23 protein-coding genes and 1 pseudogene are annotated in these 23,089 nt (G+C 47.9%); 14 read left to right on the plus strand and 10 right to left on the minus strand.

Annotated elements, in window-relative coordinates; genetic code table 11:
• Positions 1-74: 74 nt before the first annotated feature.
• On the plus strand, positions 75-257 hold the full coding sequence (locus tag Q0Z62_RS07560; protein ID WP_298053004.1) for a helix-turn-helix domain-containing protein: 183 nt from the start codon (positions 75-77) through the stop codon (positions 255-257).
• Between the two features lie 5 nt (positions 258-262).
• Here Q0Z62_RS07560 and Q0Z62_RS07565 read toward each other — a convergent pair whose 3' ends face one another.
• Entirely contained in the window at positions 263-1,195 is a 933-nt protein-coding gene (locus Q0Z62_RS07565; protein WP_298052953.1) for a LysR substrate-binding domain-containing protein, read from the minus strand.
• Positions 1,196-1,308: 113 nt separating this feature from the next.
• Here Q0Z62_RS07565 and Q0Z62_RS07570 point away from each other — a divergent pair, with 113 nt between their 5' ends.
• From Q0Z62_RS07570 to rpoH, 10 genes are all read left to right on the plus strand, one after another.
• Positions 1,309-2,325: an aromatic ring-hydroxylating dioxygenase subunit alpha gene (locus Q0Z62_RS07570; protein ID WP_298052957.1), complete on the plus strand. Its 1,017-nt coding sequence runs from the start codon at positions 1,309-1,311 to the stop codon at positions 2,323-2,325.
• Positions 2,326-2,430: 105 nt separating this feature from the next.
• Positions 2,431-3,627 carry a PLP-dependent aminotransferase family protein gene (locus Q0Z62_RS07575; RefSeq protein WP_298052960.1) on the plus strand — a complete coding sequence of 399 codons (1,197 nt, stop codon included), beginning with the start codon at positions 2,431-2,433 and terminating at the stop codon, positions 3,625-3,627.
• Positions 3,628-3,695: 68 nt separating this feature from the next.
• Positions 3,696-4,640: a 4-hydroxybenzoate octaprenyltransferase gene (gene ubiA, locus Q0Z62_RS07580; protein ID WP_269901083.1), complete on the plus strand. Its 945-nt coding sequence runs from the start codon at positions 3,696-3,698 to the stop codon at positions 4,638-4,640.
• A 120-nt stretch (positions 4,641-4,760) separates the two neighbouring features.
• Complete coding sequence (locus Q0Z62_RS07585) at positions 4,761-6,032, plus strand: putative Na+/H+ antiporter (protein ID WP_298052965.1); 1,272 nt, start codon at positions 4,761-4,763, stop codon at positions 6,030-6,032.
• 109 nt (positions 6,033-6,141) lie between these two features.
• Entirely contained in the window at positions 6,142-6,357 is a 216-nt protein-coding gene (locus Q0Z62_RS07590) for an FmdB family zinc ribbon protein (protein ID WP_269901085.1), read from the plus strand.
• A gap of 65 nt (positions 6,358-6,422) precedes the next feature.
• Positions 6,423-8,222 (plus strand): aspartate--tRNA ligase, encoded by a 1,800-nt coding sequence (gene aspS / locus Q0Z62_RS07595; RefSeq protein WP_298052970.1) that lies wholly within the window; start codon positions 6,423-6,425, stop codon positions 8,220-8,222.
• A gap of 12 nt (positions 8,223-8,234) precedes the next feature.
• Positions 8,235-9,086, plus strand: a complete 852-nt coding sequence (locus tag Q0Z62_RS07600) for an endonuclease/exonuclease/phosphatase family protein (protein ID WP_298052972.1) — start codon at positions 8,235-8,237, stop codon at positions 9,084-9,086.
• Between the two features lie 76 nt (positions 9,087-9,162).
• Positions 9,163-10,269: an S-(hydroxymethyl)glutathione dehydrogenase/class III alcohol dehydrogenase gene (locus tag Q0Z62_RS07605; RefSeq protein WP_269902234.1), complete on the plus strand. Its 1,107-nt coding sequence runs from the start codon at positions 9,163-9,165 to the stop codon at positions 10,267-10,269.
• A gap of 56 nt (positions 10,270-10,325) precedes the next feature.
• Positions 10,326-11,222 (plus strand): S-formylglutathione hydrolase, encoded by an 897-nt coding sequence (fghA, locus tag Q0Z62_RS07610; protein WP_298052974.1) that lies wholly within the window; start codon positions 10,326-10,328, stop codon positions 11,220-11,222.
• A gap of 285 nt (positions 11,223-11,507) precedes the next feature.
• Positions 11,508-12,407, plus strand: coding sequence for an RNA polymerase sigma factor RpoH (gene rpoH / locus Q0Z62_RS07615; protein ID WP_269901089.1), 900 nt, complete (start codon positions 11,508-11,510; stop codon positions 12,405-12,407).
• A 210-nt stretch (positions 12,408-12,617) separates the two neighbouring features.
• Here rpoH and Q0Z62_RS07620 read toward each other — a convergent pair.
• Positions 12,618-12,734 (minus strand): annotated as a pseudogene (locus Q0Z62_RS07620) (phosphonate ABC transporter, permease protein PhnE); the annotation flags it as partial.
• Positions 12,735-12,878: 144 nt separating this feature from the next.
• On the opposite strand from Q0Z62_RS07620, the gene Q0Z62_RS07625 reads away from it, so the two are divergent.
• The gene (locus tag Q0Z62_RS07625; RefSeq protein ID WP_298052978.1) at positions 12,879-14,321 is read left to right on the plus strand and encodes an MFS transporter; all 1,443 of its coding nucleotides are present in this window, start codon (positions 12,879-12,881) and stop codon (positions 14,319-14,321) included.
• On the opposite strand, the gene Q0Z62_RS07630 is transcribed toward Q0Z62_RS07625, so the two are convergent.
• Complete coding sequence (locus tag Q0Z62_RS07630; protein WP_298052980.1) at positions 14,305-14,844, minus strand: chorismate lyase; 540 nt, start codon at positions 14,842-14,844, stop codon at positions 14,305-14,307. The two genes, Q0Z62_RS07625 and Q0Z62_RS07630, sit on opposite strands and share 17 nt — an antisense overlap.
• Complete coding sequence (locus Q0Z62_RS07635) at positions 14,845-15,687, minus strand: aldo/keto reductase (protein ID WP_269901095.1); 843 nt, start codon at positions 15,685-15,687, stop codon at positions 14,845-14,847.
• 41 nt (positions 15,688-15,728) lie between these two features.
• On the opposite strand from Q0Z62_RS07635, the gene panB reads away from it, so the two are divergent.
• Positions 15,729-16,556 (plus strand): 3-methyl-2-oxobutanoate hydroxymethyltransferase, encoded by an 828-nt coding sequence (panB, locus tag Q0Z62_RS07640; protein ID WP_269901096.1) that lies wholly within the window; start codon positions 15,729-15,731, stop codon positions 16,554-16,556.
• Positions 16,557-16,628: 72 nt separating this feature from the next.
• Entirely contained in the window at positions 16,629-17,576 is a 948-nt protein-coding gene (locus Q0Z62_RS07645) for a pseudouridine synthase (RefSeq protein WP_298052984.1), read from the plus strand.
• On the opposite strand, the gene Q0Z62_RS07650 is transcribed toward Q0Z62_RS07645, so the two are convergent.
• The 6 genes from Q0Z62_RS07650 to Q0Z62_RS07675 form a co-directional block, all read right to left on the minus strand.
• Positions 17,562-18,551 carry an asparaginase gene (locus Q0Z62_RS07650; protein WP_298052987.1) on the minus strand — a complete coding sequence of 330 codons (990 nt, stop codon included), beginning with the start codon at positions 18,549-18,551 and terminating at the stop codon, positions 17,562-17,564. The genes Q0Z62_RS07645 and Q0Z62_RS07650 overlap by 15 nt on opposite strands.
• Before the next feature lie 40 nt (positions 18,552-18,591).
• Positions 18,592-19,272, minus strand: coding sequence for an ABC transporter permease subunit (locus tag Q0Z62_RS07655; RefSeq protein WP_298052990.1), 681 nt, complete (start codon positions 19,270-19,272; stop codon positions 18,592-18,594).
• Positions 19,269-19,982, minus strand: a complete 714-nt coding sequence (locus Q0Z62_RS07660; protein ID WP_269901100.1) for an ABC transporter permease subunit — start codon at positions 19,980-19,982, stop codon at positions 19,269-19,271. The genes Q0Z62_RS07655 and Q0Z62_RS07660 overlap by 4 nt, the downstream gene beginning before the upstream one ends.
• 20 nt (positions 19,983-20,002) lie before the next feature.
• A complete protein-coding gene (locus tag Q0Z62_RS07665; RefSeq protein ID WP_298052994.1) occupies positions 20,003-20,806 on the minus strand; it encodes a transporter substrate-binding domain-containing protein in 804 nt (267 codons plus the stop codon).
• 20 nt (positions 20,807-20,826) lie between these two features.
• Positions 20,827-21,612 carry an ABC transporter ATP-binding protein gene (locus Q0Z62_RS07670; protein ID WP_269901102.1) on the minus strand — a complete coding sequence of 262 codons (786 nt, stop codon included), beginning with the start codon at positions 21,610-21,612 and terminating at the stop codon, positions 20,827-20,829.
• 115 nt (positions 21,613-21,727) lie between these two features.
• A complete protein-coding gene (locus Q0Z62_RS07675; RefSeq protein WP_298053001.1) occupies positions 21,728-23,017 on the minus strand; it encodes a Glu/Leu/Phe/Val dehydrogenase in 1,290 nt (429 codons plus the stop codon).
• Positions 23,018-23,089 lie beyond the last annotated feature (72 nt).

Here is a 23,089-nt window from a genome sequence, read left to right on the forward strand (position 1 = left end):
GGGCGTGATTGAATATCACGGCGCCTAAACCGATGACAACAAGAATCACCTTGCTTTAGCTGGGTGAGCTTCAAATTCAACGTCAACGCCTTGAAAGCAGTTGTCAGCTCTTAGCAGACCCAAAATACCGGCGTCCTATCGCTGAGCTGGCCTATCAGCACGGCTTTAAAGACGCGACCGCTTTTAGTCATGCCTTTAGACGTCGTTATGGCGTGTCTCCTACGGTGTGGCGCCAAAATTATCTTGGCATTACCTAGCGGTTTTAACCGTTCGTTTTGTATACGTATTCAACAGCTGCTTTTTGCTGCAAAATAAATCGATGAAAATCACGGGCATGGGGCTTATTAAACACCGAAGGTTGCCATGTCATCACATAAGGCCACGCTAAGGGTAACGAGGCATGGCTAAAAGGGGCGCATAACAAACCCGCTTGTAGGTCTTGCTCTATATAAGAACGCTGTGCCAGCATAATTCCAATGCCTTGGCGCACTGCATCAAGCGCCTGATGAGATAAGCTAAAGCTTTGTGTTGCGGCGGGGATCTCAATCTGTTCGGTGGCATAGTGCTTAAACCACTCTGACCACGTTGGCGGCGAGCTAAATCGCGGTTGCCAGTCCACATTGATTAAGGGTAATTGAGCGAGGTCTTTTGGTTGACGCACAAGCTGATTTTGCAATAAATCAGGGTGACAAACGGGCAATACCTCATCGGTAAATAACGCTACCCAGTGCAAGCTCTGTGGCACGGATTGGGCATAAGTAAAACGAAAGTCGATGCGCTCATTGGCATAGTCTGGCTCATGATGAGAACCATGCAAATGTAAACCGATGGCTGGGGCTTGTTCCGCCTGCCAAGATCGCAAGCGTGGTACTAACCAATCATTTAAAAACGAGGGCAGGGCACTCAGATGTAGGGTGCGCTGCTGTTGGTCTAACATAAGCTGCGTCTGCGCATCACGTAATAGCTCAAAGGCTTCGGTGGTACGCTGATGAAAATCAATCCCAGCCGCGGTTAATTGTAATCGTCGCCCTTCTTTAAAAAACAAAGCGGCCTTGAGGTGCTGCTCCAGTAATTGTAATTGTTGACTGACGGCCCCCGCACTAATGCCCAAGCGTCGAGCCGCATCTTGGATATTTTGACTGTGACCGACGGTTTCAAAAATCTGTAGAGCTCGTAAGGGGGGAAGATCAGCCATAGGTGGGTTGCCTTATTGATACTTTAGATAAACTAAAATATAACGCAATTTATATTAGTTAATTTAGCTTTATTATAGAGTGATCTACTACTCTTTTTACGTGTATTGCAATCATGTTCCTAGAAAATGCTTGGTATGTCGCCGCCTTGGCCTCTGATATAAGCCGTAAACCCTTTGCGGTAAAAATGCTAAATCAATCTTTAGTTTTATTTCGCAAACTAGACCATTCTGTGGTGGTGCTAGAGGATTCCTGTCCTCATCGCCGCTTGCCTCTATCTATGGGCAGAGTGCAGGGCGATAGCATCGAGTGTGGTTATCATGGATTACGTTTTGATTGCTCTGGGGCATGTGTGGGGGCGCCGACAGCAACGGAGATCCCTGCCGCCGCCGTAGTGCGTCATTTCCCTGCTGTAGAAAAATACGGGGTGATTTGGGTATGGATGGGCGATGCCACTAAAGCAAACGCAGACGACATCATCGATATTAAAGAATGGGATGACCCAGAGTGGGGTGTTAACCGAGGTGATGCCATGGAAATCGCCTGTAACTACCAATACATCACGGATAATTTACTCGACCCGTCCCATGTAACATGGGTGCATCAATCCTCTTTTGGCAGCAATGATTTGATCGGTGTGCCATTACAGGTGGACGAGGCAGAGAATGGGGTAACGGTATCTCGTTGGTTACGTGATATTGAGGTGTCTCCTTTCTATAAAAAATTCGTTAAATTTGAGGGTAAATGCGATAGAAAGCAGCAATACGAAATGCGCTACCCAGCGCATGCTGTGATTCGTGCTATTTTTACTCCCGCAGGCACAGCGACGGAAAACGAGCCCTTCCATCCTGATGTGTTTTTAATGGATTCCTATAATTTTTTGACACCTATAGACGATAAAAACACGCGTTATTTTTGGTTCCAATTGCGCAATTTCAGCCCTAATGATGATGAGGTATCTAAAATCTTCAACGAAGATGTTCGCGCTGCATTCAATGAAGATAAGGTGGTTCTTGAATCGGTTCAAAAAGGCATGGACGCAAAAGGGGCTCGTTTAAGTCTTCCGTCAGATCAGGGCGCTTTGTTATTTCGCCGCCGAATGAGTGAGAAAATACGGGCTGAAGCCAGCTGAAGTGCCTTTGGCTATTCACGCTTTAGGTTTAATACTGTAATCTAGTGTGTATAACTATATTTGTTGATGTAATTAACTGTTTTTACTCAGGGTCATCGTCACATCATGGATTCTCACACCTCATATACTTTTTCTAACCGAGCCAATCAGCTCACCAGTTCTGCTATCAGAGAAATCCTAAAGGTCACTACACGACCAGAAATTATTTCTTTTGCGGGCGGTTTGCCCTCGGCTGACGGTTTCCCTATTTCTGAACTACGTCAAGCCTTTGACTCAGTCTTAGCCACCGAAGGTCGTTCTGCATTGCAGTATGGTCCTACCGAAGGCTACACCCCATTGCGTGAATGGGTAGCTCAGGACCTCAGCACGGATGACGTTAAGATCAATGTAAACGAGGTGTTGATTGTCTCTGGTTCCCAGCAGGCATTAGATATGTTGGGCAAACTCTTTATTGATACCGACAGCAAGGTCTTAGTAGAGTCCCCTACTTATTTAGGTGCGTTGCAGTCGTTCTCCGTTTTTGAACCTGAATATGTCTCAATGGATACCGATGATGGTGGCTTGATTCCCTCCGAAGTCTCTACCGCAAAGGCAGCGGGTGCACGTTTTATTTACGCGTTACCTAACTTCCAAAACCCAACGGGTCGCACCATGAGCGCAGAGCGTCGTCAAGACTTAGTAGAGCGTTGCGCTAGTGCTGGGATTCCTATCGTCGAAGACGACCCGTACGGGGAATTACGCTATAAAGGCGAGCCCCAGCCTAGCCTATTGCATCTAGGCCGTAAGGCCGGTGCAACCGTCATTCGTTTGGGTTCTTTCTCTAAAGTATTAGCCCCAGGCTTGCGCTTAGGTTATATCATTGCACCTGCTGCAATTATTGATAAATTAGTTCAAATCAAACAAGCCACTGATTTACACTCACCCTCTATTACCCAAATGGCCGTCTACGAGGCCATAAAAGGCGGCTTTTTAACGGCTCATTTGCCTACGGTACGTGATTTGTACAAGCGTCAATGCCAGTACATGTTGGACGCCATGGAAAAATACTTTCCTGATGACGTAAAATGGACACGTCCAGAGGGCGGTATGTTCTTGTGGGTGACGTTGCCAGATCACATGGACTCACAGGATCTATTACAAAAAGCCATTGAGCGTAATGTGGCTTTTGTACCGGGCGAACCCTTTTATGCCGCAGGTGAACCCAAACGCAACACTTTCCGCCTGAGCTTCGTGACCGTAACCGAAGACCGTATCCGCGAGGGCATTGAAATCTTAGGTCAATTGATCCGCGAACAGCGCTAATTCTTTACAGCGTGTGTATCTTGCAGCCGTGCCCGTCACGGCTGTTTGTTTTTTTGAAATAACCGATTATGCAGCCCCACTTTCCCTCCCCCATTGAAAACAATAAACGGCCTGATTTGGCCGACATGCGACCCGATGATTGGGTTGCCCAGTGGTTACCTCAATCATGGGGGCCGTATGCCCGTTTGTGCCGTTTAGATCGACCGGTAGGCACATGGTTGACCTTGCTGCCTTGTATTGCCGCCTTGATTCAAGCTGCGGGTGGGTGGCCCGACCTATGGCGACTCATTATTTTTTCTTTTGGTGCCTTATTGATGCGGGGCGTAGGGTGCTGCTTTAACGACATTTTTGATCGTGACTTTGATAACAAAGTAGAGCGTACCCGTTTTAGACCCTTAACCAGCGGTCAGCTTAGCTTACGTAATGCCCTGATTTTTGTCTTTATACAGTTGCTCGTTGCTGCGTTGTTATTACTTGCGATTAACTCCTATAGTCGTTGGTTAGCCTTATTGCTATTGCCTTTTGTGATTATTTATCCACTCTGCAAGCGGTTTACGCATTGGCCACAGGCTGTATTGGGAGTGGCATTTAATTGGGGAATGCTCATGGCCTGGTCTGACACACAAAACAGTGTGCCTTTAGCCGCAGTGGCGATGTGGGTGGGGGCGGTAAGCTGGCAAATCGGTTATGACGCGATTTATGGCTACATTGATATGGAAGACGACCTAAAACTAGGGCTTAAATCCGCAGCGATTCGTTTTGGTGATAACGGGAAACAATGGCTGACGGGCTTCTATGGCATCAGCATCGTATTGTGGATGTGGGCCGGTTATGCCATGGGCATGAGCTGGGCCTATTTTGTCATCATGGCAGCAATTGCCGTGCATTTAGCATGGCAGGTCTATCAGTTTGATCCAAAAAAGCGTGAATTAGGATTACCTTTGTTTCGCGCAAATATGACAGTGGGTGTCTTGCTGGTTGCGGCGGCATTGGCGGGAACCTTAATAAATTAAACTCAATCATTCGCGGTTTTGGACTAGGCGTGTAAAATAACGCCAGTTTTTGAATTATCGCAACATATTCAAGTATTTTGAGACAGACCGCCGATTAAGGCGTTACAAAAAAGGTGCACCATGCCAACCACAATGGAAATCGTTGCAACCGTATTGTTTGCAACGGCAATTATTCATACCTTCTCAGTACCTGTATTTGCTCGATTGGCAAATAAGGGTGGCCCACATGCTGGTTTGTGGCACATGCTGTCCGAAGTCGAGGCCGTTTTCGGTGTTTGGGCTTTTATCTTAATGGTATTCATCACCGTATTTATTGGCGTGGATAAGGCCATTGAATACATGGATAGCCGTAACTTTACCGAACCCGCGTTTGTATTCGCCATTATGGTGGTGGCGGCCAGTCGACCCATCTTAGAGATGGTGTCTAAACTTGTGAAACTCATCGCTGCTATTTTGCCTCTACGCAATGAATATGCGATGTTTTTTGTCACGATGTCAGTTGTGCCGCTGTTTGGCTCGTTAATTACAGAGCCTGCGGCGATGACACTGGCGGCTTTATTATTACGAGATCAGTATTTCAAACGTTCCGGTCGTGCTGGGTTTAAATATTTAACCTTAGGGGTATTGTTTGTTAATATTTCTATCGGTGGCGTACTGACGTCGTATGCGGCTCCTCCTGTATTGATGGTGGCTCAAACCTTTAATTGGGATACTGCTTTTATGGCATCCACCTTTGGTTGGCGTGCTGCGGTGGCAGTTATTATTAATGCAGCGCTGTTAACCTTCATTAGCCGTGCTGCCTTAGCAGAGGCCCCCGAATCTATCCCCCAGGAAACACAAACTAAAAAACGCCTAGATGTTCCTGTAACGGTAATGATGATTCATTTGGTGTTTTTGATCGGTATTGTTTTGTCAGCGCATCACACAGCTATTTTCTTAGGCATGTTGATGATGTTTGTCGGCTATGCAACGGCGTACAACAAATACCAAAACCCATTGATGATTCGCGAAGGTCTGATGGTGGGCTTTTTCCTAGCTGGTCTAGTGGTATTAGGTGGCCTACAAAAATGGTGGCTACAAGACCTGCTGGGCGGCATGTCACCGATGGCCTTGTTTGTAGGCTCAACGGCCCTGACCGCGATTACGGATAATGCTGCATTGACGTATTTAGGCTCTTTGGTCGAGGGGACTAGCGATGTATGGCGCTACATGCTAGTTGCTGGCGCGGTCACAGGTGGTGGCTTAACGGTTATTGCCAACGCACCGAACCCCGCTGGTTTTTCTATCCTAAAGGGGACGTTCCCAGATGGGGCTATCTCACCTTTACGATTATTGCTTTCGGCTGCCGTACCCACACTTATTGCCGCCGTTATGTTTTTATTGCCCGTTTAATGTCTTAATGCATGGCTTTGCGCGCCTTAGCCCTATACGCAGGGTGCGCAAACGCGTTAAAATTAGTTATTACGATTGTTATATTAATTATTGATTTATAGGATTAGTCGTGCCTATCTATGCGTATAAATGCAGCGCTTGCCAACACGAGCAAGATGTACTGCAAAAAATGTCTGACCCTGTACTTACGGTTTGCCCTGAATGCAATCAGTCTACCTACGAAAAACAGGTAACAGCAGCTGGGTTTCAACTGAAAGGTAATGGTTGGTACGAAACAGATTTCCGAGGCCCTAAAACGGGTGGGGCATCTGGTTCCGCTGACTAAACCTTGAGGGCGTCTTCGCCCTCTTTTGTCCTATATTATTTACAAGTTTACTGGAGTCCTCCTAGATGCGTACCTGCTACACTGGCGACTTAAACACCCAACATTTGGGTCAGACCGTCACATTATTTGGCTGGGTACACCGCCGACGTGACCATGGTGGTGTGATTTTTATTGATTTACGAGACCGTGCTGGTTTGGCGCAGGTGGTGGTTAATCCGGATAATGCCGATATGTTCGCTACCGCAGAGCGCATTCGTAATGAGTTCTGTTTGCGTATTACAGGCGAAGTCCGCGCACGTCCCGAAGGCACGATCAACCCCGACTTGCCCTCTGGGCAGGTAGAGGTGGTATGTACAGAGATCGAAATCCTAAATCCGTCCATCACACCGGCATTTCAGTTGGATGATGAAAACCTATCTGAAACCACCCGTTTAACGCATCGTGTTTTGGACTTACGTCGTCCACACATGCAAAAAAACCTGATGTTACGTCACAGCGTAACGCGCGCAGTACGTGGCTACTTAGATAATCTAGGCTTTATTGACGTAGAGACTCCCATGCTAACCAAAAGCACGCCCGAAGGTGCGCGTGATTACTTGGTGCCTTCACGTGTAAATGCTGGCGAATTCTTTGCTTTACCGCAGTCTCCACAGTTATTTAAACAGCTGCTCATGGTGGCGGGTTTTGATCGCTACTATCAGGTCACTAAATGTTTCCGTGACGAAGACTTACGTGCAGATCGTCAACCTGAATTTACACAGATTGACTGCGAGGTTTCCTTCCTTGACGAAGTCCAAATCCGTGACATTTTTGAAAACATGGTGCGTTACGTATTTAGTACCGTGATGAATGTTGATTTGCCGACTTCATTCCCAACGATGTCTTGGAAAGAAGCCATGCATCGCTTTGGGTCTGATAAACCAGATCTACGTGTGAACATGGAATTCACTGACGTGGCTGACTTAATGGAAGACGTCGATTTCAAAGTGTTCTCTACGCCTGCTAAAGACCCAAATAGTCGTGTGGTTGCGCTACGAGTACCCGCTGGCGGTGAACTGTCTCGCAGCGAAATTGATGCCTACACTAAATTTGTCGGTATTTACGGTGCAAAGGGCTTGGCCTACATCAAGGTCAATGATGCCTCTGCTATCCCTGCTGGATTGCAGTCTCCCATCGTCAAAAACATTCACGATACGGCCTTGAGCAAATTGATCGAACGTACCGGCGCTCAAGACGGCGACTTGATCTTCTTTGGCGCAGATAAAACAAACGTAGTGAACGATGCCATTGGTGCATTACGCATTAAAATTGGTCACAGTGAACACGGTCGTAAACATGGGTTGTTTACAGCCGGTTGGAAACCACTATGGGTTGTGGATTTCCCCATGTTTGAGTATGACGCAGAGGCCAAACGCTATGTGGCAGCGCATCACCCCTTCACTAGCCCCAAAGACGGTCACGAGGACTTGCTCGTAACAGACCCAAGCCAAGTCTTAGCCAAAGCCTATGATATTGTATTGAATGGCTGGGAAATGGGGGGTGGTTCTGTTCGTATTCACCGTGCTGACATTCAAAGTAAAGTCTTCGCGGCGCTAGGAATTACCGAAGAAGAAGCCCGTGCTAAGTTTGGTTTCTTGTTAGATGCATTGCAGTACGGGGCGCCTCCTCATGGTGGTTTGGCCTTTGGTCTAGACCGTATGGTCACGATGATGGCAGGTGCGGACTCAATTCGCGACGTCATCGCCTTCCCGAAAACACAACGCGCACAGTGTTTGTTGACGGATGCGCCATCTGCTGTAGACGAAAAGCAGCTTAAAGAACTACATATTCGTTTACGCCCCACGGAGCCAAAACCAACCGTTTAAGGAAATAAGTTTGTGTCTATAGTCCGAGTCGTTAGTTACAACATTCATAAAGGTCGTTCCGCAACAGGTAATCGCGAATCGTTGGCTGATTTACGGCTCGGGCTGTATAACTTATCTCCAGACCTCTTGTTTCTCCAAGAGGTTCAAGGACGTAACGAGCTGCGCGGCTCGTTAGACGCGCAGCACGAATCCTTAGCCGCAGCCCTCAGCATGCAGACAGCCTATGGTTGTAATGCCGTGCGCCAACATACCGATCATGGCAATGCGCTATTATCGCGTTATCCTATTCTGCAATATGAAAACCAAGACATTTCAGATCACCGCTTAGAGCAGCGCGGCTTATTGCATGGTGTGGTCGAAATTGACGGACAGGCAGTACATTGTATTGTGGTGCATTTAGGCCTGTTCGCAGGTGGACGAACTCGTCAAACTCAAGCCCTAGTGCAACGGATTAAAGACCTTGTTCCCTCAGATGAACCTCTAATCATCGCAGGTGATTTTAATGACTGGTCAAATAAACTAGCTCCTTTGTTTGTAGAACAACTCAGCCTCTACGAGGTGTTTTCTTTTTCGCCTGATGGGCTAGATCGTAAGCGGTTTGCATTGAAAAAACCGATGCAGTGGCTACGTCAGGGCTTTACCAATGATGGTAAGGTCAAAGCCACTATGCCTGAACTGGGTGCAAATGGCGCGGCTCGTATGACGCCACCGCCCCGCACGTTTCCGGTGGTTTTCCCATGGCTACGTTTAGATCGCATTTATCAACGCGGCTTTGCTGTGCGCAGTGCCCGTGTCCTACATGGCTCTCCGTGGAAACAAATATCCGATCACGCCCCCATCGTGGCTGAGCTAGAGCTACCTTAATCGCTTTTGGAAAAAGACGAACAACAGTTACACTGAGCATTGTTTAATGCTACACAGATATTCGGAGGGTAAAATGATTAAAACTAAAGCAGCCATTGCTTGGAAAGCAGGCGCGCCGCTAACTATCGAAGACGTGATGCTTCAAGCCCCTAAAGCGGGCGAAGTACTAGTCGAAATCAAAGCAACCGGGCTTTGCCATACGGATTTATACACCCTATCAGGCGCAGACCCAGAGGGTTTGTTCCCTGCGATTCTAGGCCACGAAGGGGCGGGGGTCGTCGTCGAGGTCGGCGCGGGTGTGACCTCCCTTAAAGCGGGCGATCACGTGATTCCCCTGTACACACCAGAGTGTCGTCAGTGTAAATCCTGTTTATCGCAAAAAACGAACTTGTGTACGGCAATTCGTGCCACACAAGGTAAAGGCGTCATGCCTGATGGTACGTCTCGCTTTAGCATTGACGGTCAACCTATCCATCACTACATGGGTACGTCCACCTTTGCCAATCACATCGTTGTGCCAGAGATTGCTTTGGCTAAAATCCGCAATGATGCGCCTTTTGATAAGGTCTGCTACATTGGTTGTGGTGTGACTACAGGCTTAGGTGCCGTGCTATTTACCGCCAACGTCGAAGCCGGTGCTACCGTCGTTGTGTTTGGCTTGGGTGGTATTGGCTTGAACGTGATCCAAGGTGCCAAAATGGTAGGCGCAGATAAAATTATCGGCGTGGACTTGAACCCAGATCGTGAAGCCTTAGGCCGTCAATTTGGGATGACTGATTTTATCAACCCCAACGAAGTTGAAAATGTAGTGGATCACATTATTCAATTAACAGACGGTGGGGCTGATTACTCCTTTGAGTGTATTGGTAACACCAAGGTGATGCGTCAGGCTCTGGAATGCACACATCGCGGATGGGGGCAGTCTATTATTATCGGCGTAGCCGAGGCAGGTGCAGAAATCTCCACCCGTCCATTCCAATTAGTGACTGGTCGCGTCTGGAAAGGCTCTGCGTTTGGTGGCGCGCGCGGTCGCACGGATGTACCAAAAATTGTTGACTGGTACATGGATGGCAAAATCAACATTGATGACTTAATTACTCATCATTTACGCTTGGATCAAATCAACGAAGGCTTTGATATGATGCAGCGTGGTGAATCCATCCGTTCTGTGGTGATGTTCTAGTCCGCGTAATGTATGAACCCCATTGTGACGCTCACGATGGGGCACAAGGAGGTCAAATGACGGTTCAGTTAGACTTAGTCAGCGAACACCGATGTTTTGGTGGTTGGCAGCGCTATTATCAACATGATTCTCAAGCCATTGGCTTACCCATGAAGTTTTCCGTTTTTTTGCCAGAACAAAGTGGTGCCACGTCTGCCAAAATAGACGGTGGTACCCCTATGGGGACGACGCGTTTGCCCGTCGTCATGTATTTGGCAGGCTTAACCTGTACCGAAGACACGTTTATGACTAAAGGTGCGGCCCAACAATACGCCGCGCAGCATGGACTAATTTTAGTGGCGCCAGATACCAGCCCTCGTGGTGCTGGTGCGCCCACCGAAGACGACAACTGGGACTTTGGCACAGGTGCAGGGTTTTATGTAGATGCGACCACCCCTGATTTCGCAAAGCACTATAAGATGGAATCCTATGTGGCAAACGAACTATTTGAACTCGTGACCACACAGCTTCCAGGTGATGCGCAACGGGTAGGAATCTTTGGTCATTCGATGGGTGGTCATGGGGCCTTGGTATTGGCACAGCGTCATACCGACAAATTTAAATCCGTCTCTGCGTTTGCTCCTATTGCTGCACCCACGCATTGCCCGTGGGGTGAAAAAGCCTTTACGGGTTATTTGGGATCAGACCGCTCTACATGGCAACAATATGATGCCAGCAGCCTGATGGCAAATCAGTCTCAAGCCCCTTTCGCCGCTGGTATCTTAATAGATCAAGGTTTAGCCGATCAGTTCCTAGAAAGAGAACTCTACCCGCATCTTTTTCAACAAGCCTGCGAACAGGTAGGGCAGCCTTTACAGCTTCGTATGCACGAAGGATATGATCATGGTTATTTTTTCATCATGACATTTATGCAAGATCATATTGCACATCATGCCCAGCAACTAAACGCGTAGCGTCATAGATGGTATTTTTAGAAAAAGGTCGGGTAAATCCTGACCTTTTTTCTTTGCTGTCATAAAAAAGCAACAATTCAAACAGAGACGTATTTTTAGAAATACTTGCAAAAATACACAAAAAAAGGGAACTTTTACGGCTTTTAAAAGTCTTATATGGTGTAAATTGAAAATTGACGATCTATTAGCATACTCGTCAATACAGTGCTAAAATAGTACAGTTAGACTTTTAAAATTTGGTGTGTTATTGAAAATAAACGTAGACATCATTTTATAGGATACGAGATGACCCAAGGTACAACTACATTGGCTCTACCAAATAACCAATTGGCCGCAGCGGTATCCAACCCAGGCGCGTTGGGTACTATCGAGGCCTATATCACGGCGGTGAATCAGCAACCTATGCTGACCCCCGAACAAGAACTAGAACTAGGTCGACGTCTTCAAAAAGACGGCGATCTTGACGCGGCTCGTCAACTCATCATGTCGCATTTGCGTTTGGTGGTGTCCATTGCGCGTCAATACTTAGGCTATGGCTTACCCCATGCTGACCTCATCCAAGAAGGCAACATTGGGCTAATGAAAGCCGTTAAACGGTTTGATCCCGAGCGTGGCGTGCGCCTAGTCTCTTTTGCCGTGCACTGGATTAAAGCCGAAATCCATGAATTTGTGATCCGTAACTGGCGCTTGGTTAAAATCGCCACCACCAAAGCGCAACGTAAACTATTTTTTAACTTACGCCGCATGCGCCCAGAGGACGGACAGACACTAGACCCGGCTCAGGTAGATGACATCGCACGTGAATTAAACGTGCGTCCTCAGGACGTATCCGAAATGGAATTACGTATGTCAGGCGTAGAGATGGCCCTCGACTCACCGTATGGCAATGATGACGAAGACTCCACCTTTGCCCCGATCTCTTACTTATCGGACGAGGGCGAACTAGAACCCTCTAATGTGCTGGCTCAACGCGCTCATACTCAGCTCCAAGGCCCTGGCCTTGAAAATGCATTAGCGCGTTTGGATGATCGCTCACGACGCATCATTGAAAGCCGCTGGTTGCAGGATGATAAGGGCTTAACATTGCATGACTTAGCCGCTGAATACGGGGTGTCTGCAGAACGCATTCGACAAATTGAATCTGCTGCCATGAAAAAACTACGGGGCTTTCTTGAGGAATCCTAAAACACGTAATTAGGACTCAAAAAATTACGTTCTGTTACGTTTTTATGGGGAACTACTCCCTACCTCTACAGACTAACTACTATCAGTCACGTAATTACCCCCTTGTATTAGGTGGCTGAAAGTCTGACTTGGTTTCTCCTTACCCAAGAGTCAGGCGCTGAATGTGCCCCAACATTCATCATTTAGCCCTCCATCACGGAGGGCTTTTTTTTAGCTAAAACGCTTTCGTAGCCAGCCGCTAAAGGCATCGACTAAGGTCACCATTGTTAAAATAATAATTAAAATAGCAGAGACTTCTTGGTATTGCATGATACGCAATGACATCATTGAGTTGAATCATAATGAAACAATGGTTTTCAACGCCATTGCTTAAGACAGTAAGGGGGTGAGTATAGTAACTATTGGTACATATTGCATCTACATAAATATATAAGCAGCAATTCAAGCACACTAACGCTAAAGGTTTCGCGCATGAGCACAACACCATTACCCCCCACTGCGACATGGGGTGAATTACTATCTGGGCGCAATGGCTTACGTTCTATTGCCTTATCCGGCGGCGTCGCAGTACATGCGATCAACGTCTATATAGTGACCACGATTTTACCGTCTGTCGTAGAGGACATAGGCGGCTTGGAATACTATGCGTGGAATACCACTCTATTTGTGGCGGCATCCATTTTGGGGTCAGCGCTGTCTTCAAGTCTGATTGATTACTTGGGCTTACGCGCTTCTTATTTACTCGCTATTTTGATCTTTATGCTGGGCTCTATTGCCGCGGCAGTCAGTCCTTCAATGCCTTTTATGCTGGGGGCCAGAACCATACAGGGCTTTGGCGGCGGGTTGCTGTTAGGACTGAGCTATTCCTCCGTGCGCATGGTCTTTGACGAACGTTTATGGCCAAGAGCCATGGCGTTAATCTCAAGCATGTGGGGGGTGGCGACGCTGGCGGGGCCTGCGGTAGGTGGGATTTTTGCTGAAAGCGGAAATTGGCGGTTGGCTTTTTGGTCTATTATTCCCGTCGCCTTAGTCATCACAGTATTAGTTGCCACACAATTAAAAACCCGCAAAGAAAATCGGCACCACACCGTCACTCGTCCGCCGTTGTTAAAAATTGCCTTTCTGACGTGGTCTGTGATTGTGATTGCCTTTGGTAGTCTAGCCCAGTCGTGGCTCTTGATTGCGCTCTCGTTTGTGATTGTATTAACCATTTTATATGGCATGGCACGAGATGATGCGAACAGTGATAACCCATTATTTCCGCATGGTACGTACTCCATCAAACACCCATTAGGCAGTTTGTATGCGGGCATAGCGTTAATGAGTATTGGCGTGACCAGCGAGATCTTCATTCCGTACTTCTTACAAACCATTCATGGGGTACGCCCCTTAGCAGCTGGTTATATGACAGCGCTGATGTCTGCTGGTTGGACGGTAGGTTCCGTCATGATGGCAAGTCGTAGTCCACTTTTTGCGAATAAACTATTACGAATTGGGCCAGTGGTGTCAGCGATTAGCTTGGCAGCATTAGGGCTACTGCTACCTTGGCAGGGTTTACAAACCGAACTGCATGCCCTGTGGCTGCTATATATCCCTTTATTTGGGGTGGGGTTAGGGGTAGGGATGATCTGGCCTCATTTATTGACCCGAGTTTTTAAGTCATCCGAGCCAGGCCAAGAAAATCTGGCATCCTCAGCCATCATCACCTTGCAGTTATATGCCATGTCTATAGGGGCAGCGGTAGCAGGCATGATTACCGCTGCAGCCGGTTTTAATGAAGGCACGATCGAAAGCGCGCAACAGGCTTCTATGGCGTTGCTACTCAGTTTTGCTTTAGTGCCATTGGTGTTTGTGTTTGTGTCGGGCGCAGCGCGTAAAGCAGGGGACGTGACAGCCACTACGCCTCAGGAATAGTTAGCCCCTGAAACTGCCATAATGGGGCTAAAAAGACCTCACAGACTAAAACCTGCAAGGCGTCTTTGCTAAAGCAAGAACGCCTTGCCCAAGCGGGGCGTTGATTATAGGGTGCGGGCAACCAGTGGGCCGGATAACGACAGGTATGTAGTTGCCCACGCACAAAGGACTCGTGTAGGGATAAGACCTCGCCCAAAGGACGCGTGCCTAAATCAGCTAAGGGAAAACCACTTTGCTCTAAAGACTGTTTGGTGGCAATACTACGGGCAAAGACCCACGGTTGATTATGACCACGTAAAAAGACCTCTCGAACCCATGCTGTGGTAGTGATGTCTACCTTGAGCGCTTCAGCCTCGTCTGCACGTAAGGCAAGCCAGCCCTCGCGGAGTGGTTGCACCTCAAAGTGCTGTTGACTAAGCGCTTTGAGCCTTGCCGTTAACGAGCCGGGCTCAAATAGCCAATCATCTAATACCGGGTCGGGGTGGGGCTGAAATTGCCAAAGTGCAGTGCTTGGGTTTTGCATTTAATTTTTTGGTAAACGGAATAGTTGGGGATCGGGGCCTAGTCGCCCTTGATCTGAATGCAAGGCGGCAATAGCACGTAGATCATCGGCGTCTAAACTAAAGCTAAATATATCCAAATTACTGCGAATACGCTCAGGTGTCTCGCTTTTGCTGATGACCATATTACCCAGCTCAATTTGCCAGCGCAGCATAATTTGTCCCACATTACGTTGGTGCTTTGCAGCAATTTCCGCTAAAGTTGGGTTGTCCCATAATGTGCCTAGTCCCATTGGACTCCATGCTTGGGTCTGAATGCCATGCTCAGCATTGAATTGGCGCATGGCCTGCTGCTGAAATCCAGGGTGCAGTTCGATTTGATTAACTACAGGTGACACGCCCGTCTCGTTGAGTAGTGTTTCAATATGTTCAGCGTTAAAGTTACACACACCCATGTTTTTAATTAAGCCTTCGTTACGCAGCTCAATCATGGCTTGCCAGCTTTCTACATATTGATTAATTTTAGGAACTGGCCAGTGGATGAGGTACATATCGACATAGTCCAGTTGTAAACGTTCTAGACTCTGATAGAACGCAGCCTTGGTGGCATCAAAGCCGTGGCTATCATTCCAGACTTTGGTGCTAATAAAATAATCATGTCGTGGTAAACCGCTGGCTTTTAGGCCTTGACCTACCCCATCTTCATTCTCGTAAATGGTGGCGGTGTCAATGAGGCGATAACCAGCATCAAGAGCCGTTTGTACGGCAGCAGCTGTTTTGTCGTTCGGGATTTGCCAGACGCCAAAACCTAACTGAGGGGCTTGATTACCAGTAGTAAAGGTAATAAGAGGGCTGGACTTTGTCATAAAAGGCTCCTGTTTGTTTTCTATTTTTTATGAGGGTTGGAATGAGTGTACACAGTGAGATAAAACGTCGTAGCGTACCGGAATTAATGGCATATAAAGGCAACAAGAAAATAGTTTGCCTAACGGCCTATAGTGCGCCCATTGCTCGCTTAATAGATCCTGCCGTTGATTTGATTTTGGTCGGTGATTCGACGGCAATGGTTGGTTATGGCATGCGTGATACCTTAAGTATTACTCTACAACAAATGACCGATCATGGTGCTGCGGTTGTTAATGCAACGCAACAAGCCTGTGTGGTGATAGATATGCCTTTTGGCAGTTATCAGGTGTCACCACAACAAGCCTTTGAAAATGCCGCTTTTATGTTAGCGCATAGCGGAGCAACTGCGGTGAAAATCGAAGGGGGCGTTGCTTTGGCAGAGACCACACGCTTTATGGTGGAGCGTGGTATTCCGGTTTTAGCTCATGTGGGACTGATGCCGCAGTACGTCAATACCATGGGGGGATTTAAAGCCCAAGGCATGAACGAAACGGCGGCTGAACGTATTGTGGCTGACGCACTCGCCCACCAAGAAGCCGGTGCTTTTGCGGTCGTGATCGAGGGGGTGGCAGAGTCCCTAGGTCGTCGTATTACTGAAACCTTACGTATTCCTACCATTGGGATAGGGGCTTCTCCTGCGTGCGATGGGCAGGTCTTAGTGACTGAAGATATTTTAGGATTAAGTGGCGATCGTATCCCACGCTTTGCAAAAAACTTTGGTGATGCGGCCTCTGTCATTCGTGATGCGGCCCAGCAATATGCACACGAGGTTCGTGATGGTTCTTTTCCCGCAATGGAGCATTGCTTTGGTGTGAAAAAAACTAAGTGATACGGTTCCTATTTAGTAGCGGCAGCACACAGCGTATGATATCGGTTCACGGATTTTAAACTGTAGATCGGTATGACTAAGGCAGCATCACGGTCAGAGGCGCTTGTCGCTCCTTTGGCTGCAAAAAATGGGGTCGCTCCCAGTCGGGTCTGGTTACCTAAAGGTCACTGGACAACCATGGGGGCGTTTTTGTCTGAACGTTTTAAATACGTGGCAGATGCAGATTTGTGCATGCGTTTAGCTCGCGGTGACATTGTGGATACGGCAGGCGTAGCAGTACGCGCAGATAGCCCGTATCAAGCCGAGCAATGGCTTTGGTATTTTAGGCAGGTGGAAAACGAAATACCGGTTCCGTTTGATATGCCTATTTTATATGCTGATGATTGTATTATTGCGGTAGATAAACCCCATTTTTTAGCCTCTACGCCGGGGGGGCAATATTTACAACATACCGCTTTAACACGGGTACGCCAGCATTTTAATGATGCTACGATTACGCCCTTGCACCGCTTAGACCGTGAAACAGCTGGCGTGCTGTTATTTTGTAGGCAGCCCGCCCTGCGTGGTGTTTATCAAAGTTTGTTTCAATCCCAATCTATTGATAAAACATACGAGGCAATAGCAAAAAGTAACCATTCGGTGACTTTTCCTTTGGTATATAAAAGTCGTATTGTGGCACCCAAAGGTCAGTTTTTGATGGTAGAGCAAGACGGTGAACCCAATAGCGAAACCCATATTCAGGTGTTACGGCGTTGGCATGATGCACAGCATGGGGATATAAGCTGTTATTTGCTGCGACCCATTACGGGGCGTAAACATCAGCTACGAGTGCATTTGAATGCCTTGGGCACGCCTATTTTGCACGATAGTTACTATCCGGCAGGTCAGCCGCCATTAGCCCCCGATGACTTTAGACATCCCTTACAGTTATTAGCCAGATCCATCGGTTTTACCGACCCAGTGACACAAACCTATAGAAGCTTTCAGAGCCAACAGCAGCTAAAGTTAGTAATGGCGTAGATAATAGGCCAGCTCTGCTCGGTCTGCATGTTGAGCTAACGCCAAGGCCGCTAAGGTACGAGCCGCCACCGCATGAAATTGATGCGCAGGCAGCGTTTGGTATTGTTTGTCTTGTTCCGAAGGGCTGACGGCGCCGTTAGGAATACGGCTAGCACGTATACAGATGACGTTATGTTTGGCTGCGTATTCAGCGCCGATTCGTGCTGCAGGGCTAAGACTACCATTACCCAAGGCCGCTATTACAATGGCGTTAACCCCAGACAGCACCGAGGCTTTGTATAAATTAGGGTTGGCGTCTACGTGATCGAAAAGAATATCAACCTTAGCCAACGCAGGCGTTGCTGGCAAAACCAAGGCACTGTTCGCACCAAAAGGGCGTCTAGGCACCGTGTTGATATAGACCACGCCCTGACTAACCGCCCCTAAAGCACCCGTTGTAGGGGCTGAAAACGCATCAGGCGTAGACGTATGCGTTTTTTGTACAAAACGCCCACTGTAGAGCGTGTCATTTAATAAAACCAAAGTGCCTACCCCATGCGCATCGGCACTACTGGCGACCAGAATGGCATGGTACAGGTTTAATGCCCCATCAGCGCTCAGTGCCGAAGCAGGGCGCATAGCGCCAGTAATTACGACTGGTTTACTGCTCTTAATGCACCAGTGTAAAAGTAAGGCGGTTTCTTCTAGGGTATCGGTGCCATGAGTAATCACCACCCCATCAATATCTGTACGAGCTAAAAGCAGCTGCACCTGATGGATAAGTTGATGCTGTAAGGCGAAACTCATGTCACGACTATCAATATTACAGACCTCATGAGCGCTGAGATTGGCGATCTCACTTAGGGCCGGAATAGCGTGAATGAGTTGTTCAATAGACTGATTTACCGTGTAATCACCGAGCCCGGTTTGGCTTGCATGGTTTGCGGCAATAGTGCCACCTGTAGCAACCAGAGCAATGTTTTTTTTATCACTCATACTTTCGCCTTTACATAGAGAGAGCGTATGTAGCGTGTAATTAACGAATTTTTAGTTGACGCTCAACCAAATGAACCAGAGCTAACAAGCTAAAGTTAATAGCTAAATACAGTAAACCAGCGATGATAAAGGTTTCCATAATCGCGTAGTTTTGACTCATGATGCGACGAGCATACCCAGTTAATTCCAGCACGGCAATAGTAGATGCAAGGCTTGTGCCTTTTATAGCAATGACAATTTCATTGCTATAGGCCGGTAAAGCCTGACGGATAGCCAGAGGAAAGCGAACGCGTTTAAAGCACTGCCAGGCAGACATGCCAATGGACTGGGCGGCCTCGATTTGGCCCTTAGGGACGGATTGAAACCCACCTCTGAAGACTTCGCCTACGTATGCACCACTATTGAGCGTGATGGCTAAGATAGCGGTACGCGTACCATCGCTAAACAGCCACCATAAAAGAGGAACATCTTTTACCCACCCAATCATGCCCACCCCGTAATAGAGCAAAAATAATTGAACTAATAAGGGCGTGCCACGAAACACAGTGCTGTAGCTAAAAGCAAAGGCCGAAAGGAGGCGATTACCCGAAAGGCGCATTAAGGCTAGGCTAACGCCAACGATCAGTGCTAAACCAATCCCCCATAACCCAATATATAAGGTGAGGCCAAAGCCTTTCCATAGAATAGCGACGGTTTGAGTGAATTCTTCCCAGTGAATCATGCGACTGCCTTCATCCCACGGCCCGCATATTTTTCAGCGATCACAAAGAGCGCTTGGCTAGCAGCACCAATAACAAAAAATAAAAAACCGGCGATTAAATACATAGCCAGCGGTTCGCGCATGGCAGCAGACCCCAGTTGTGCCGCACGCATAATTTCCACTAAACCAACGAGGGAAATCAGGGCGGTATCTTTGAGGGCAGTTTGCCATACATTATTACAACCGGGCAGGGCAAACCACGTCATTTGCGGTAGGGTGATGCGCCACAGACGTTGCGAAGGTGACATACCGATAGCTTTAGCGGCTTCGATTTGACCTGCAGGAATGGCTTGTAATGCGCCTCGGAATACCTCAACGCTATAAGAACCCGCAATTAAGCCAATAGCTAAAATACCAACAGCAGCAGGAAACCACCTATTGATTAGGTCTTCGGCATGTAGCCAATCGCCAAGCTGGGCAACCGGATGAATAGAGCCGAAAAAAAGCAAATAGATAATCAGTAGTTCAGGGATACTGCGAGTAACGGTGGTGTACAAACTAACCAGCCCGCTTAACCACCGCGGGCCGTTGAGTTTGATGCTGGCACCGGCAATGCCGATGATCACACCTAAGGCCATACCAAAGACCGAGATAAACAAGGTCATGATAGTGCCGCGCAAAAACATCCAGCCCCAACCGTCGTTGAGGATGCGTAATAGGGTTTCCAGCATCGTTATCAGTCGTTAGTTAATTATTTGCACGCGTCGTAGTTAGCAATATCAATGTCGAACCATTTTTCACTGGCTGACTTAACGGTGCCGTCTTTGATTAACTCACATAGGGCGTTGTCCACCTTTTGCTTTAACTCGGCATTATCCTTGTGGATACCGACAGCAATACCATAGCCCAGTGTTTCTGGATCAGAAGACCCTTTAATAACCGTATCGGTTAAAGCAAAATCTGCATTATTCATCTGCTTTAAAAAACGAGACTGTGAGGTAAGGTCTGCAAAAGTCCCATCCAAACGACCGGCATCTAAATCAATTTGCATTTGATCTAGTGTTTCGTAGTCCTTGATTTTGACCTTAGGAGCCATTTTGGCTAGGTAGGCACCATGTGTAGTACCACCTTGAACACCAATTGTTTTACCTGCTACACCTGCAAAAATCGCCTCTGCGGAATCCGCTTTGATGATCTCAGAGTCTGCTTTTAGGATAAAGATAGCGTCTTCTACAGCATAAGGCGTGCTGAAATTAACGCGTTTAGCGCGTTCAGGCGTGTAGGACATACCAGAGATGATTAAATCAAAACGGTTTGCGCTTAAAGAAGGAATCAGACTGTCAAATGACTGCACCACAAACTGACAGTCCGCATTTAGCTTGGCACATAAGGCCGCGCCCACATCGGCATCAAAGCCAGTGACTGTACCAGCGGCATCCACCATGCTCCAAGGTGGGTAACCCCCTTCGGTGCCAATTTTGTAAGAGGTAGCGGCAACGCTGGCCGCACTCATGAGGACTAAGCCTGCACCCAGTAGGGTCTTTTTGAAATTCATAGAGGTCTCCTTAACTTAACCTAAGCCAATGGCTGTAAAAACTGCTGTAAACGCGCTGATTGCGGACTGTCGAATACATCAGCAGGCGCGCCGGACTCTTCGCACAAACCGTTGTGCATAAAAATAGCATGGTTGGATACTTCACGCGCAAACTGCATTTCGTGCGTGACTAAAATCATGGTACGGCCTTCTTCGGCAAGTTGGCGGATAACACGTAGTACCTCGCCGACCATCTCGGGGTCTAGAGCCGATGTAGGCTCATCAAATAACATGACCTCGGGGTCCATAGCCAAAGCACGCGCAATCGCAACGCGTTGTTGTTGACCGCCTGAAAGCTCAGAGGGATAGGCATCGGCTTTGTGGGCTAAACCGACTTTGTCCAAGAGGTGCAGCGCATAGGCAGTTGCCTCGGGACGAGAGACCTTTTTGACCTGAATAGGGCCCTCGATGACATTTTGTACTACCGTCCGGTGTGACCAGAGATTAAAGTTCTGAAACACCATTCCTAAACGGGCTCGTACCTGCTCAAGTAGTTTGGGGTCACTACTTATCATTGTGCCATCACGTTTAGCATGGCTGCGTAGTACATCCGTACCAATACAGACCTCGCCTTGATCTGGAATGACCAAGTGATTGATGCAGCGCAGCAATGTGCTTTTGCCAGAACCCGAGGCCCCAATAATAGATAGCACATCGCCTTGATTGGCACGAAACGAAATGCCTTTTAAGACTTTGTGATCAGCAAAGGCTTTATGGATATTATGTACTTGCACCGCGTAAGCAGCAGAATCAGTAGGAACGGTCACTGTTTTGGCCGTAGTAGAGAGTTGAAAAACACATTATAAACAGCTTTTGCGGTCGTAGAGCGGCAGGCATGTGATAGATGCAGAAAACGGCCACTATCACATGCTTATTACACCATTAAGGATATAAGCCGCGTAACTCTCTGGCCTCTAAAATACGCGTACAGGCGCTAATAAAAGCAGCAGTACGTAATGTGACATTGTGCTGCTTTGCAACAGTGGCGGTAGATTGGTAGGCATCGCGCATCATACGACCTAAACGATCATTGATAAGGTCTTCTTCCCAGAAATAGCTGGAAAAGTTTTGCGCCCACTCAAAATAGCTCACGGTCACACCACCCGCATTCGCAATCACATCAGGAATAATCACGATGCCTTTGCTGTTTAGAATGTCGTCAGCCTCTGGGGTGGTCGGGCCATTAGCGCCTTCGATCACGATTTTGGCACGAATAGAATCCGCATTTTTGACGGTAATTTGATTCTCTAGTGCAGCTGGAATCAAGATTTCACACTCCAACGCCCAGAACTCCTCTGCGCTTAATGTGTCACCCGCCTTTGTGCTGACGATACCTTGCTGTGGTTCGTAGGAACCCAATAAAGCCGGTACATCTAAACCAGAGGCGTTGTAGATCGTGCCACTGTGGTCTTGCATCGCAATCACTTTAGCACCGGCTTCGTGGAACAACTTGGCAGCAATACCACCTACGTTGCCACAGCCTTGAACGACCACCCGCGCGCCGTTCAGATCAATGCCTGCATCGCGTGCAGCCTCTACACCTACCGTGAACACGCCGCGACCTGTGGCCTCGACGCGGCCTAAGCTGCCACCCAGTGACAGAGGTTTACCGGTGACAACACCTGTTGCTAACTGACCGGTATTCATGGCGTAGGTATCAACCATCCAAGCCATGATTTGAGCATTTGTATTAACGTCGGGCGCGGGAATGTCCTTATCAGGGCCGATAATCATCCCAATTTCGGTGATGTATCGACGAGTCACACGCTCTAACTCTTTTTGGGAGTATTTACGGGGGTCAATTCGTATACCACCTTTCGCGCCGCCAAAGGGCACGTTGACTGCTGCACATTTCACTGACATCCAGGCAGATAAAGCCATGACCTCAGATAATGTAACGTCTTGGTGGTAACGGACACCGCCTTTACCGGGGCCGCGAGCCATATTGTGTTGGACGCGATAGCCCTCAAAATGAGCAATAGTACCGTTATCCAGTTCTACTGGAATGTCAACGGTAAGGATTCGTTTAGGACGCTTTAGGGTTTCAACCCACTTCCCCAGCTTGCCCAAATAGGGCGCGACACGCTCGACCTGCTCTAGGTAAATACCCCACGGACCAAGGTCGTTGGGATTTAAGTAGGAGGGTAATTCGTGTTGAGTTGGCTGATTCATCTAAATTGTGCGAGATACCCCGCGATGAGTGGCGGGGAGGGATAGCACGGGTCACGTAGTGACCCCCTTTGT

Source organism: uncultured Paenalcaligenes sp., from assembly GCF_947630565.1.
Classification (GTDB): Bacteria; Pseudomonadota; Gammaproteobacteria; order Burkholderiales; family Burkholderiaceae_B; genus Paenalcaligenes; species Paenalcaligenes faecalis.

Bases quoted from the DNA above. Each gene is read 5' to 3' on its own strand.
- Q0Z62_RS07665 (WP_298052994.1), bottom strand. From the start codon at position 20,806: ATGAATTTCAAAAAGACCCTACTGGGTGCAGGCTTAGTCCTCATGAGT.
- aspS (WP_298052970.1), top strand. From the start codon at position 6,423: ATGCGTACCTGCTACACTGGCGACTTAAACACCCAACATTTGGGTCAG.
- Q0Z62_RS07570 (WP_298052957.1), top strand. From the start codon at position 1,309: ATGTTCCTAGAAAATGCTTGGTATGTCGCCGCCTTGGCCTCTGATATA.
- Q0Z62_RS07675 (WP_298053001.1), bottom strand. From the start codon at position 23,017: ATGAATCAGCCAACTCAACACGAATTACCCTCCTACTTAAATCCCAAC.
- Q0Z62_RS07655 (WP_298052990.1), bottom strand. From the start codon at position 19,272: ATGATTCACTGGGAAGAATTCACTCAAACCGTCGCTATTCTATGGAAA.
- Q0Z62_RS07585 (WP_298052965.1), top strand. From the start codon at position 4,761: ATGCCAACCACAATGGAAATCGTTGCAACCGTATTGTTTGCAACGGCA.
- Q0Z62_RS07630 (WP_298052980.1), bottom strand. From the start codon at position 14,844: ATGCAAAACCCAAGCACTGCACTTTGGCAATTTCAGCCCCACCCCGAC.
- Q0Z62_RS07625 (WP_298052978.1), top strand. From the start codon at position 12,879: ATGAGCACAACACCATTACCCCCCACTGCGACATGGGGTGAATTACTA.
- Q0Z62_RS07565 (WP_298052953.1), bottom strand. From the start codon at position 1,195: ATGGCTGATCTTCCCCCCTTACGAGCTCTACAGATTTTTGAAACCGTC.
- rpoH (WP_269901089.1), top strand. From the start codon at position 11,508: ATGACCCAAGGTACAACTACATTGGCTCTACCAAATAACCAATTGGCC.
- fghA (WP_298052974.1), top strand. From the start codon at position 10,326: ATGACGGTTCAGTTAGACTTAGTCAGCGAACACCGATGTTTTGGTGGT.
- Q0Z62_RS07650 (WP_298052987.1), bottom strand. From the start codon at position 18,551: ATGAGTGATAAAAAAAACATTGCTCTGGTTGCTACAGGTGGCACTATT.
- panB (WP_269901096.1), top strand. From the start codon at position 15,729: ATGAGTGTACACAGTGAGATAAAACGTCGTAGCGTACCGGAATTAATG.
- Q0Z62_RS07575 (WP_298052960.1), top strand. From the start codon at position 2,431: ATGGATTCTCACACCTCATATACTTTTTCTAACCGAGCCAATCAGCTC.
- Q0Z62_RS07635 (WP_269901095.1), bottom strand. From the start codon at position 15,687: ATGACAAAGTCCAGCCCTCTTATTACCTTTACTACTGGTAATCAAGCC.
- Q0Z62_RS07645 (WP_298052984.1), top strand. From the start codon at position 16,629: ATGACTAAGGCAGCATCACGGTCAGAGGCGCTTGTCGCTCCTTTGGCT.
- ubiA (WP_269901083.1), top strand. From the start codon at position 3,696: ATGCAGCCCCACTTTCCCTCCCCCATTGAAAACAATAAACGGCCTGAT.
- Q0Z62_RS07660 (WP_269901100.1), bottom strand. From the start codon at position 19,982: ATGCTGGAAACCCTATTACGCATCCTCAACGACGGTTGGGGCTGGATG.